Source organism: Roseimicrobium gellanilyticum (assembly GCF_003315205.1).
In the GTDB taxonomy this organism is placed as follows: domain Bacteria; phylum Verrucomicrobiota; class Verrucomicrobiia; order Verrucomicrobiales; family Verrucomicrobiaceae; genus Roseimicrobium; species Roseimicrobium gellanilyticum.
In genome coordinates this window covers 683,899-696,552 of sequence record NZ_QNRR01000001.1, presented here as the reverse complement: position 1 = coordinate 696,552, position 12,654 = coordinate 683,899, and the positions used below count along the sequence as shown (strand labels likewise).

Genomic DNA, 12,654 nt, shown 5'->3' with positions numbered 1-12,654 from the left:
GAGTACGCTCTCCGGGGGTGGGGTCAACGCCTCGCCTGCCGTAAAAAAGATGCGCATCCATGCGGAATGCGATTACACTCTTGGGATGTCCGAGAGTGATCGCGAACCGCGCATTTATGTGCTGCCAAATCTGATGACCGCAGGCAACCTGCTGAGCGGGTTCATGGCTATTTTGCACATTGTGGGACGCTTTCAGAATGAGGATGATCACTCACGTTACCTCTGGGCCATCGGTTTCATCTTGGCGGCTTGTGTGTTTGACCTGCTGGATGGCCGCCTGGCCCGTCTCAGCGGCCAGAGCTCAGACTTTGGGCGTGAGTTCGACTCGCTGGCGGACATCGTGAGCTTCGGCATCGCCCCTGCCCTGCTGGTGCATGACATTGTGCTCAAGGAGTTTGAAGAGATGGAGGCCACCCGGGGCCTCGGCTGGCTCATTGCCTGCATCTACCTCGTCTGCGGCGCCATGCGCCTCGCACGTTTTAATTGCCTTGCGGCCATGCCGCAGAAGGACAAGAAGGCCTCCACCTCCTTCCGCGGCTGTCCCATCCCGGCGGCGGCCGGCGTGATTGTCTCCCTCACCCTCATGCTGCTGTGGCTGGACGGAAACAACCGCGAAATCGGTCGCTGGAAGTATGCCCTGCCCTTCCTCATGGTCCTGCTCTCCTACCTCATGGTGAGCAAGATCGAGTACCCCAGCTTCAAGTCACTGAATCTCCGCGCCCGACGCTCGTTCCACTGGGTGCTTATCAGCATCATCGTGCTGGCCCTCACCGTGGCGTACTGGCAGTGGATGCCCTCCGTCCTCTTCGTGAGCTATCTCGGCTACGGACTGGTGCGCCCGTGGGTCTCCCGCAAATGGCGGCGTGAAATTGAGGAAGGCAACGATCCGGCACTGGATGAAAGTGGGGTGTCCCCAGAGGTGATCGAGGAAGAACGCCGGAGCAACGGAAGCGCCAAGACCGACCCCGCGAGCTTGATCTAGTGACATTCCAGCCTTTCAAAACCAGGCAATCCCTGTCATCATAGTCGTTTGCTACCCGCCCCCCACGGATGCCAGACTTTCACCAGCCAGTTCTCCTCCCCACCCTGCACCATCTCGCAGACACGGACTTGGAGGAACGTGAAGGCTTGGTCAGAGAACTCGCTGACACCAAGCCCATCGCCCTCGTCATCCCCGCGTTGTACGCCGAGATCGAACGCAAGGCCCTGCCGCGCATGCTCAAGGAGCTGTCCAGCGTGCCCTACCTATCCAAGGTCATCTTCAGCATGAATGACATGGATGCGAAGGGCTATGCGAAGGCGCGCAAGTACTTCGACAAGCACCTCTCCGGCACCGCCCACGAGATACTGTGGAATGACGGCCCCGAGCTGGATGCACTGCACCGCACCGTGGCACGCTTCGCCGGCCTGAAACATGGCCATGGCAAGGGCAGCAATGTCTGGATGGGCATCGCGAGCCTGCTGGCGGAGGGACACAACGGCGTCATCGTCTGCCACGACAGCGACATCCTGAACTATGACCGGTCCATGCTCTGGCGCCTCTGCCTGCCGGTGGCCCACCCCGGCATGGGTTATGTGTTTGCGAAGAGCTACTACGGACGCGTGCGTGAGCGCATGTACGGACGGGTGACCCGCCTGCTGGTTTTCCCGCTCATCCAGGCCCTGCGCGAGGTCTTCGGCTCCACGCCGCTGCTGCGTTTCCTGGCCATGACGCGCTACCCGCTCTCCGGCGAGTTCGCAGCGGATACCGAGTTCCTCAGCAAGCTGGGCATCGCCGCCGACTGGGGCTTGGAAATCGGCATGCTCTGTGATGTCTTCCGCCAAGCTCCCTCGCAGCGCTTCTGCCAGGTGGACCTCGGAGGGAACTTCGAGCACAAGCACCAGCACCTGGGCTACGACCCCGAGACCGGGCAAACCGATGCCGCCTCCGGTCTCATGAAGATGGGCCGAGAAGTCATCCGCGCCCTCATGGGTCACCTCTGGAGCGACCTCGGCTTCTCCGCGGAACAGCGCAAGCTGGAACGCCTCTCAGACACCTACACCGCCACCGCCAAGGTGCTGCTCACCCGCTATGCCCACGAGGCCACTTTCAACGGCCTTGAGCAAACCTCCGCGGAAGAGCACCAAGCTGTGAGTGTCTTCGCCCGCCTCATCAAACAGGTGGCCAACGAGTGCCTGAAGACCCCTCCCACCGTCGCCAACCTTCCGGCGTGGGAAGCTCTCATCGAAAAAGTCCCCGACTTCGCCGACTCCCTGAGGGATGTGCGTCGGGCCAGGGCGTAAGTGGCATACGAGCCTTGGAAGCACTGGCCTCTGGCCGGCTTATACGCGAGCACTGAGGACAGCGAAGCTCACGCCAATTCCATTAGCCGCAAAAAAACGCAAAAGGAACAAGAGTGAGGGCTTTGGGGGACATCGCCCAGCCTGAATCCTTCTGGGCTTTTTGCGTCTTTTTACGGCTAAAGAGATCTGCCTTTCCTCCTTCCTTTGCTGCTCTGCTGCTTTGCGTTTCACCGAATGCAGCCCGCCACTCGCAGACATAAAAACACCCGGCATTGCTGCCGGGTGTTCCCCAAGAACCAAGCTGTCCTTTGGCAGAAACAACTAGGCGAAAATGTCGGCAACGACGGTGCTCTTCATGTCGCCCACGCGGAACGGACGCCCCGAGGGTGACATCACCGTTTCGTCGACCGGGAGACCCATCGCAGCACCGATAGTGGCGATGAAGTCCTGCACGGTGACAGGCTTGTCGGCCACTTCCTTACCAGCAGGGTCGGAGGAGCCATACACATAGCCACCCTTCACGCCGCCGCCCGCGAAGACGGTGGAGTACACCTTCGGGTAGTGGTCGCGACCGTCGTTTTCGTTGATGTTCGGCGTACGACCGAACTCGGAACCCAGCACCACGAGGGTGGAGTCGAGCAGGCCAGTGCGCTTGAGGTCGGCAAGCAGTGCAGCGAAGGCATTGTCCATGCCGGCGCCGGTGCGACCCATGGCGTCGTCAATGGTGTTGTGCATGTCCCAACCACCGGTGCGGACTTCCACGAAGCGCACGCCATTCTGGACAAGGCGGCGGGCAAGGAGGCAGCCCTGGCCGAAGCCGTTGCCGTACATCGTGCGGGTGGACTGGTCTTCCTTCGTAAGGTCGAAAGCCTCAAGGTCGGAGCTCGTGAGGAGATTCATCGTCTCATCGTAGAACTCGGTATAGGCCTTCACTTCAGCGGAGCGGTATTTGTCACGGAAAGCGGAGTCGAACTCATTGAGCAGACCCACGCGCTTCTTGAACATGGAATCACCCACGGCAGACTTGGAGTTCTGCAGACCGGCTTCCGGGCTGCTGATGGGCAGCGGGGCAAGTGCGGGCGGGAAGAAGCCTGCATTGGCCGTACCGGCGCCGACGACGACGCTGGAGGGAAGAGTCTTGTGGGAGCGGCCCTTGAAGTGCTGCGCCCAGGAACCCAGCGTGGGGTGCACAATCGTGCCGCGGGGCTCATAACCCGTGTGCATGATGTAGGTGCCGTCTTCATGAACGCCCGTCTTGGAGGTCATGGAGCGCACGATGGTGATCTTGTCCATCTGCTCGGCCATCTTGGTCATGTAACCGCCAAGCTGGATGCCGGAGACGTTCGTCTTGATGGGATCCTTGAAGCCCTTCGTTTCACCCGTCTTCGGGTCGAAGGTGTCAATGTGGCTCATACCACCCGCCATGTACAGGTAGATGACGGCCTTGGCCTTGCCACCCTTGCCCGCAGGGGCTGCGGCGGAGGCGCCAAAGGCTTCATTGTTGAGTCCGGAGAGGACACTCACCCCGAGGGCCGCCTTGGCGGTGCGGAGCATGAATTCGCGGCGGGACGCCTGGTCGAGTTTGAGGTAGGGATTCATGAGCTTTGATTCCTTTGAAATGGTGTTGAGTTCGTCCGGCTGCCGGAGTGCGCCAAACACGCACTCCGGAGCGGGAGCTACTTATTGGATGAAGCAGAATTCGCGGGAGTTGATGAGCGCCCAGATCATATCGGCGTACCCATTTTCACCTTCCGCGGTGACGCGCTTGGCAATGTCCTTCTCACGCAGCGTGGGCTTGCGGTTCAGGATGCTCAGGAAGATGGTCTCAGCCTTGTCCGCCGGGCTCTTCACCTTCTCCATGTCGCGGAAGATGAGGGACTGCGGGTTGGTGAGCATCTCCTGCGCCTTGCCGTTCATCATCATCAGCACCTGGGGCACGGAGCCTTCCTTGGAGCCGCCATCGATGAGCAGACGCTCGGACTGGCCGAAGTCACGCAGGAAGTGGCCGCCAGGAGCGGGCTGGGGCAGCTCCGCAGCGCGCATGAGGTTCATGCCACCATACTGGAGGATGGCACCACCAGCCATCATCCCCTCTCCGTCGGACATCATTTCGGAACCGGCATCCGCGAGGCTGCCTTTCACCTTGCCGCGCTGCACATTGCCCATGTTCTGGACGGCGCTCACCTTCAGAAGCACGGTCTTGGCGTCGAGCTTCGGGTTGCTGAGGTCCATGTTCACGGCACGGCCATACAGGTCGGATTCCGTGTTCTTGGGGCCATCCACACCGCTGCCGCCGAGCACCAGGGTCATGAAGGAATCCCAAGCCTGCTCAGCCGACATGCGGCGCAGCACCGGGCCTTGGAAGTAGTAGGGCATGCCCATGGCCAATTCCTCGGTGGTGGCTTCGCGCTGATAGGCCTTCGTGTTGTACACGATGCGCATGAATTCCTTGAGGTTGAACTTCACACGAACCATTTCGCTGGCCAGGTGGCGCAGGAGAGCCGGATTGTAGGATTCATCCACATTGTCGATGTTCTTCACCGTGGGGGTGAGGGCCAGGCCGAAGGCGCGCTCCCACATGCGGTTGGCGATGGTCATCGCGAAACGCGGGTTGCTGGGGTGCGTCATCCAGTTGGAGAACTTCTGGCGAAGGTCTTCCGCGTCCTTCACGCCACCTTCCACCGTCTTGCGGCTCTTCTTCACCGTCTTGTTCAGCTCGGCATAGGCGGGGTTGCGCTTGTCCTCTTCGGACCACATGATCAGCTTGGGCGCGACGGCGTCACCAGGGTTGCCATCCTTGTACTTGTAGTCGTGGGGCAGCTTGGTCTTGTTGACGTCGATGTCGCTCACCACATAGCGGTTGGCGCCAATCACGTTGCTGATGGTGTTGCGGATACGGCGGGGATCCGCACCACCGCTCTCAGCCATCTGCACTGCTTCTTCCAGGAGGTTGCGGGAACCGCTCTCCATCATCATTCCATTGCCGCGACCGTTGTAGCGGGTCGAGGTGGCGCCGAAGAAGGCGGCCATTTCGTAGAACTGGCGCTGCGTCCAGTCGGAGAAGGGGTGGTCGTGGCACTGGGCGCACGCGACATCCGTACCGAGGAAGATGGTCAGCGTGTTGGCCAGGTTGTCCAGGGGCATGCCGGAGTCACGGAGCAGGTAGCCGGCAGCACCGTTTTCCCACACCTTGCCGTCCGCTGTGACCATGGCGGCAGCCATTTCGTTCCACGGGGTGTTCTTTTTGATCTCATCCTTCACCCACTGGATGTAGGGAAGACCACGAACGTTGGCGCCTTCAAAGCGATCCACGACACGCAGCATTTCCGCCATGTAGTTGTACATGTGGCTGGAGTAGCCATCGGAGGCTAGGAGGGTATCGATGAGCTTGGCGCGCTTGTCCGCGGCACCGTCCTTCAGGAAGTCCGTGGTCTCGGTATAGCTCGGGATGCGGCCAGCGATGTCGAGATACACACGGCGCACAAACTGCTCGTCGTTCATCAAGGGGTTCTCCTTGACGGGCACAAACGGCTTGGGCTGCTTGCCAGCCTTCTGGTCTTCGATGGCCTGCTTCTTGGCGGCCTCGGCGAGCTTCACATTTCCGGCAGCAATGCCCTGAGCGACCAGCGCGTCAATCTTGGCGGCAGCGGCAGCGGCGGTGGCATTGGTCGCCACGGAGGTCAGCGCATTGGCGTTCTCATGCGGCTGGAGGGACTTGGCCGCAGCCTGGTCCTCCGCGGAGAACTTGCTGAGGGGAAGAGCATAGACGACGCCATTGGCGGCCTGGATGTGGATGGTCTCACCTTCAAGCTTGATGAAGGTGGCCTCTAGTTTGCGGCCTTGGGAGTCTGTCCAGGTGCGCGTGGTGGCGGCAGAAGCCGGCATCACTGCGAGGGTGACGATACCCAAGCCAAGAAGCAGCGGTTTTGTATTCATTTGGTGTCTCGGTACGGTGAGTCGGGGTGAGGTTTGACCCTCTTGAGGTGCAAACGGTTGAGCCGCCGCCTTCTTAGGGTCTTTCAATTTTTCCGCAAAATTTTCCTTCTAAAGGATACGAACGTCAGGCCTCGCCGTAGACGCCGGCCGGTGCGGGCAGTTCTCTGTGCATTTCCTCCAGCCGATATCCAAAGCCTGTACCCTTCAGGGTATCCAGCACGAGCTGTCCCTGGCGGCGCTGGTACAGACCGGGGTGCACGGCCATTTCCGGCAGGGAGGCGTCCGGATAGAACTGCATGCCATTGCACTCCACCCCCTGGATGGTGCCTGCATGAGCGGCCAGCCGTACGTGGGGAATCATCGCCAGCATGGGGTTGGTCAGGTCCTGCACCATGAGGGGCATGCCATGGGCCTTGGCCCAGCACAGGCTCAGCAGCGCTCCGGTCTGGGTTTTGCAGGTCTTCAGTGCCACACCGCTCCAGCCCAGGCTGCGGCCCAGTTTCACAAATTCCCAATCATGCGCGCTCTCATCGAGGAAGAGCGGCTTGCGGGCGGAAACACTGCGCACATCCAGCATGTCATGCTCCAGCTCGTAGGCGAAGGGCTGCTCAACGTAGAGCGTGCGGGCGTAGATCTCCGGCTCTTCACGCAGGAGACGGTCCAGAATGTCGTTCACATAAATGGGGTCTCGCACCGTGCAGTTGAAGTCCGCACTCAGCCACTTCACCCCGAGCGGGAATGCCAATCGTGCAATTCGCACCATGCGTTCATAGTCCCATTGCTCATCCGTGCCGCGCAGCTTCACCTTCAGGCAGGTGAGTCCATCCTGCTTGATCCAGTCCGCCAACAGCACGGGGTGCCCGTCCTTGGGCTCGCTTCCAGTCAGGTCTGCTTCCTCCAGCGGATCCACCCCTCCAACGAGATGCCATACGGGCAGTCGCGATGGGGCAGGACGCACGAGGAAGTCCTCTACAAACTTCCCGCGGAAATTCACCTCACTGCCTTCTACTGGCTCAATAAAGCCCGACAGATCACGGCTCATATACTGCGAACCATAACAATCATAGATATCCTTACCCAGTAGATTGCCATAGGCATCGTGGATGGCGATATCGAACGCACTCAAGCACACCAGCGCCGCCAGATAGGGCATGTCATGGCCACCCGCGCCCTGATTGGCTGCGGCAACTTCCGACATCAAGGCCTGCTTTTGGAAATCATATCCGAACTCCATGGGATGCCCCCACGAGTCAAAAGTTACCAGCCGCTGGGCGAGGCGCAGGCAGAAGTCCTGCATCCGCTTCGTGCGATCTGCCACGGTGACGTGCGGCGTAGGCCATGTCCAGGAGACAGCGACAGGCGTCTCCCCCCAACCTTGGGCAGTACGGCCCTCACGATCCACCACCGTCACGCACGTGCGCAGGCACTGCACATGCGTGGTAATCTCCGGCCCGAACTTGAGCGGCACCCGAAAATCGATGGGAAGGAAATACACAGTGGCGGACTGGACCCGGATATCAGTGGGAAGGCGCATGGCAATAGGAGCGTGCTGAGCTGAGAGTGGAGCATGACTGAAGCGACGGCACCCTCACGGCGCAAGGACGGAGATTGATGCTTTGGGAACCTTCCCCGCGAATTTCCCGCCTGCTTCCCGGTCACCGCCCCGTGACCCACACCATGAGAATAACACCGGCCACCCCCACGAAGGAGCCGAGAATCGCCAGCTTTCCCGCGCGATCGTGGTCGATGATGGCCGAGAGCGGCATGATGAGGATGGGAGTGGTGGCAGTGATGCTCAGCACCACGAGGGCCGGAGCCTGAATGAGGGCCCATTGGAAACAACTCACCCCCAGCACAGGACCGAACATGGCCGCTCCCAGCAGCCACCACCAGCGGCGCGGATAACTCCCCATAGGAGTCTCTACAGAGACACGCCGAATGCTGCGGTAGGACACGGCTGCACCCCACAGCACCAGCGTGAACAGCAGCCCCGGAAGCATACGCACCAGGGCCTGCTGCACAGGGGGAACCATGTGTTCCTCTACCCTCATCGCCGCATGCGCAAACCGGCTGAGCGAAGCTCCCCCACCCTGCCCCAAGCCCGCGAGGAGGGCAAAAATCACCCCCGTGAATAACTTTGGCTTCGGCAGAAAAATACCGCCTGCCCCACCGTGTGATCCCACGGCGAAGGAAACGCCGGCGAGAATCATCGCGGTGGACAGAACCTGTGGGCCGGAAACGCCCACCCCCAACAGCAGCCAGTCCCCCAACGCACCAAACACGGGTGCGCTACAGAGATTGAGCAGCAAAGTCAGCCGTGCGCCCAGGCGTGTGTACGCCAGAAAAAGCGCAACATCTCCAAGACCAAACCCCACCGCGCCACTCCACAACAGGCGACGAGTTGATTCAGAGGACCATTCAAGACCCGCGGCCCCTCGTGTAACAACAGCAAGGATGAGAATCGCCAGACCCAATCGGAGTGAATTTCCCCTCAGGGAACCAAAGGCAACTGCAGAACGACGACCACAAATTCCCGAGGCGGCGTAGAAAAATGCAGTCAAAATGGAGGCGAGCATCGAATATGAACCGTGCCAGTGGGCTCGGCGGTTTGCAAGGCACTGCGAAACGATCACAATATGATGCTGACATACCAGCACCATATTGGTAGTATCCCACAAAAATCCTCCTCCCGTGGGCCTTTCAATTAGCCAAAACATCACATAAAAAACGCCTGTAGGGGCAGACCTTACTTCGCTGGGAATTTTTTGCGTTCCATTAAGCTAACGCCCCACGAAAAGTTAAGGCACACTCATGCTTTTCATTTTGACTATGCATCCGCTAAACTAGTCTTCGCGTAACGATTGATACCCGAAATGATTCAAACATGGCATCGCACGAATCTTGTGTCTGGCTTAATGGCCGTCTGGAGCCATCTGCCCAAACGCGGATTTCGCCATGGGATGCTGCATTCCTGGTCGGCTGTGGAGCGTTTGAAACGCTGCGAGCCTATGGAGGAAAACCTTTCGCCATTACCCGTCACTGGCACCGCTTGGAACGCTCTTGCGGCATCCTCGGTCTCCGCCCCCCAACCTTGGAACAGTTTGCGAGCGCGATGAGTGACACCTTGAACGCCAACAAGTTGCAGGAAGCGCGCGTGCGCTTCACGGTGAGTGGTGGCGAGATGCTGGGCGGCCCTGCGTCGAGTCCCGGTGACGAAATTTTTGTTTGCACCGCCATCCCCGCAGCACCCACCAGGGAAGCTGACGCCGTGGTGATGGCACCTTGGCCTCGCAACGAACGCGGCGCCCTGACTGGAGCCAAGACAGTATCCTATGCGGAAAACATGGTGGCTCTCCATCATGCACGTTGCAATGGCGCTGGGGAGGCCATCTTCGCCAATACCCGGAACGAACTTTGCGAAGGCGCGGCCAGCAATGTCTTCCTCGTGCGTGGCGGCCAGCTCCACACTCCCCCACTTTCCTCCGGTTGCCTGGCCGGAGTAACCCGCGAGCTCACCCTCGAGGTCTGCCGTACCCACGGCATTTCAGTTTCAGATGAGCCTCTGCCCGCCTCGGCGCTCGTCGGCGCGGACGAAGCTTTTCTCACCTCTTCCATGCGCGAAGTGCAGGCCATCGCCTCCGTGGATGGAAAACCCCTTTCGCAGTCTGTCGGCCCGCTCACCAGGCGGGTGGCCGGACTGTTCCGCGACTTCGTCGCCAGTCATGCGGACCCCTGACCGGGACCCACCTGACGGTGAAGCAGTGGATCAGCCCGGTATCCGGTGCTGCGAACCCCAAGAAAACAAGAAACCACCAACAAAAAAACCAAGTAACACCAACCACCAATACCATGGCCAGAAAAGATCCAAACAACAGGAACATCACCCGCATCGATAACAGCGGCGGCGAGGGCAAGCGCCCCGTCAAAGGCTGGGAAGTGCGGATCTATCGCCGTGGCGAGCGTTTCAACCAGTTCTTCTCCGATTCCGCTCATGGCGGCAAGAAGGCTGCTCTGGAAGAAGCCCGCACCGTGCGTGACAAGATGGAGAAGAAGCTCAAGCCCTATACCCGCCGTGAGCTCGCTGAGAAGCTGACCGCTCGCAACACCTCCGGATACCGCGGAGTGCGCCTGCGCAAGACCATCGTGACCAAGGACGACAAGAAGTACGTCTACGAGCACGTGGAAGCTTCCTGGAGCCCCGAGCCCGGCAAAGTGGTGAAGAAGTCCTTCTCCGTCGCCAAGCTTGGCCTCGACCAGGCCTGGAAGCTGGCAATCGAGGCGCGCGATAAGGCGGTCTCCAAGATCCGCGGCTAATGCCGTGATGTAACTGCAATACCAGGAATCTAAGTCATCGCCATTGATGGGCTGCCCGCGGTACACCCGCCCGGCAGCCCATCTTATTTTCAGGGAAGCAGCTCGTCATGGGGCATTCCAGACTCCGAGTTAATCCAGCACCACCTGCTGCCCCGCAAGGAAGGCCTCTACGATTTCCTCTGGCTTCTCGGCCGTTTTGAAACGCTCCACCACATAGTCGCTATCAATCACACCGACGATATCCGCGAGTAATCTGGGTTGATGACGCGCCAGGTTATCGGGTGTGAGAAGGATGAAGAGGATCTCCACACGCTCCATCGAGCCCTCCACGGGCACCCCCTCACTCGATCTGCCGAAGAACAGGACCGGAGCCTCCAGCCCCTTCATGCGAGCGTGCGGGATGGCCAGTCCCCTGCCCAGATAGGTGGACATCACCTCCTCACGCTTCATCAGCGCCTCCAGGATGGCATCCCGATCCGCCGGCAGAGCCTCCGCAGGGAGATGGTGCATGATGTGTTGGATGGCATCCGTGAGGTTCAGACCTTCCACTCCCAGCACGACTCGCTCCGGCACGAAGCCTTCCGCCAGGGAGACACTCCTGCCGGTGCGCTCCGAGTCGAACTCGTCGCCAATTTTGCCCACCAGTTCCTCCAGCACGTCCTCCAGGGTGATGATGCCCGTCCACGAGTTCTTGTCATCCATCACCACCCCCAGATGCGCGTTTCCCCGCTGGAACCTCGCCAGAGCATCCTCCAAAGGCATCGACTCCTTCAGCTCCACATAGGGCCTCGCGCGCTCCTTCATCACCTCTGGCCCCATGGACTCACCGGGCGCGACCATGATGAAGTCCTTCACATGAAGCACACCAAAGGGCCTGTCTCCCACAGCCTGAGCCACGGGATAGCGGGAGTATCTGGACTCGCGGATGAGTTTCAGGTTCTCCTCCCACGTGTGCTCCAGGCACAGGCTGCGCACACTGCTGCGGAAGCGCATGGCATCCCGCACCGTCACCTCACCCATGTCGACGATGTTCTCGATCAGCAGGAGCCTGCGGAAGGGCAGCAGGCCCAACCGTTCCGGCCTTTCGAACATCATCTTCAGGTCCCCCTGCCTCGGCCGCATCAGCGAGACGATGACGCAGACGAGCAGGATCACCATGATGAGCACCAGGGAGAGCGCCACCGGCACCTTGTACACATCGCTGAGCAGCATCTTCGTGCCGAGGATCAGGATGATGCTGGCAAACCCGTAGTGCAGGAAGTGGAACATCTTCATAAACCCCGCCACCGCAAAGTACAGGGCACGCAACCCCAGCATGGCGAAGATGTTCGAGGTATAGACGATGAAGGGATCTTCCGTGATCGCGAAGATCGCCGGGATGGAGTCCACCGCGAAGATGATGTCCGAGGACTCCACCGCGATGAGCACCAGGAAAAGCGGCGTTGCCATGAGCTTGCCATTCACCCGGGTGAAGAAGCGGTTGCCATCGTACTGATCGGACACGGGAAGGAATTTCCGGAAGAGCCGCACCCCCCAGCTCTTCCCCGGGTCGGTGTGAGATTCCTTTCTCCGCATCATGCTGATGCCCGTGATTAACAGGAAGCTACCAAAGACATAGACCATCCAGTGGAAGCGCTCCAGAAGGGCCAGCCCACCCAGGATGAAGCAGATTCGCAATGCAATGGCGCCCACAATGCCCCAGAACAGCACCTTGTGCTGGAACACCTGCGGCACCTTGAAGTAGCCGAAGATGAGGATGAACACGAAGATGTTATCCACGCTCAACGCTTTCTCCACGATGAAGCCCGTGAAGAACTCCAGGCCCGCCTCACTGCCGCGGTCGTGGAACAGGATGACACCGATGTTGAATATCAAAGCCAACCCGGTCCACACCCCAAACCAGCCCAGGGCTTCGCGCATGGAGATGACATGGGCCTTGCGCTGAAAGACGCCCAGATCGAGCGCCAGCATGGCGAACACAAACAAGGTGAAACCAACCCAAAGGGCGAGAGATTCAGCAGGCATCCAAGCTAATCCCCCCCAGCTGTCCGTGTGGACACGCCCGGCCGATTTACTGCAATTCGTGGATCAGTCATTTGTCGAGCCGCGATTCGCTGGATT

Annotated in this window: 9 protein-coding genes; 4 read left to right on the top strand and 5 right to left on the bottom strand. The window is 60.0% G+C overall.

Annotation, left to right across the window (positions count from 1 at the left end):
- Positions 1–49 precede the first annotated feature (49 nt).
- On the top strand, positions 50–982 hold the full coding sequence (gene pssA / locus DES53_RS02695) for a CDP-diacylglycerol--serine O-phosphatidyltransferase (protein ID WP_245958069.1): 933 nt from the start codon (positions 50–52) through the stop codon (positions 980–982).
- A 68-nt stretch (positions 983–1,050) separates the two neighbouring features.
- A complete protein-coding gene (locus DES53_RS02690; protein WP_113956659.1) occupies positions 1,051–2,283 on the top strand; it encodes a glycosyltransferase family protein in 1,233 nt (410 codons plus the stop codon).
- 321 nt (positions 2,284–2,604) lie between these two features.
- Here the strand turns inward: DES53_RS02690 and DES53_RS02685 are convergent, their stop codons facing one another.
- From DES53_RS02685 to DES53_RS33995, 4 genes are all read right to left on the bottom strand, one after another.
- The gene (locus tag DES53_RS02685; protein ID WP_113957166.1) at positions 2,605–3,882 is read right to left on the bottom strand and encodes a DUF1501 domain-containing protein; all 1,278 of its coding nucleotides are present in this window, start codon (positions 3,880–3,882) and stop codon (positions 2,605–2,607) included.
- 81 nt (positions 3,883–3,963) lie between these two features.
- Entirely contained in the window at positions 3,964–6,219 is a 2,256-nt protein-coding gene (locus DES53_RS02680) for a DUF1549 domain-containing protein (protein ID WP_113956658.1), read from the bottom strand.
- Positions 6,220–6,343: 124 nt separating this feature from the next.
- Positions 6,344–7,753 (bottom strand): enolase C-terminal domain-like protein, encoded by a 1,410-nt coding sequence (locus DES53_RS02675; RefSeq protein ID WP_113956657.1) that lies wholly within the window; start codon positions 7,751–7,753, stop codon positions 6,344–6,346.
- A gap of 121 nt (positions 7,754–7,874) precedes the next feature.
- Positions 7,875–8,795, bottom strand: a complete 921-nt coding sequence (locus DES53_RS33995) for a DMT family transporter (protein WP_170156799.1) — start codon at positions 8,793–8,795, stop codon at positions 7,875–7,877.
- Positions 8,796–9,103: 308 nt separating this feature from the next.
- Between DES53_RS33995 and DES53_RS02665 the strand changes: the two genes are divergently transcribed.
- Both DES53_RS02665 and DES53_RS02660 read left to right on the top strand, forming a co-directional pair.
- The gene (locus DES53_RS02665; protein ID WP_113956655.1) at positions 9,104–9,955 is read left to right on the top strand and encodes an aminotransferase class IV; all 852 of its coding nucleotides are present in this window, start codon (positions 9,104–9,106) and stop codon (positions 9,953–9,955) included.
- A gap of 113 nt (positions 9,956–10,068) precedes the next feature.
- On the top strand, positions 10,069–10,533 hold the full coding sequence (locus tag DES53_RS02660) for an AP2 domain-containing protein (protein ID WP_147263175.1): 465 nt from the start codon (positions 10,069–10,071) through the stop codon (positions 10,531–10,533).
- A gap of 129 nt (positions 10,534–10,662) precedes the next feature.
- Here DES53_RS02660 and DES53_RS02655 read toward each other — a convergent pair whose 3' ends face one another.
- Positions 10,663–12,558 (bottom strand): TerC/Alx family metal homeostasis membrane protein, encoded by a 1,896-nt coding sequence (locus tag DES53_RS02655; protein WP_113956653.1) that lies wholly within the window; start codon positions 12,556–12,558, stop codon positions 10,663–10,665.
- Positions 12,559–12,654: the final 96 nt, after the last annotated feature.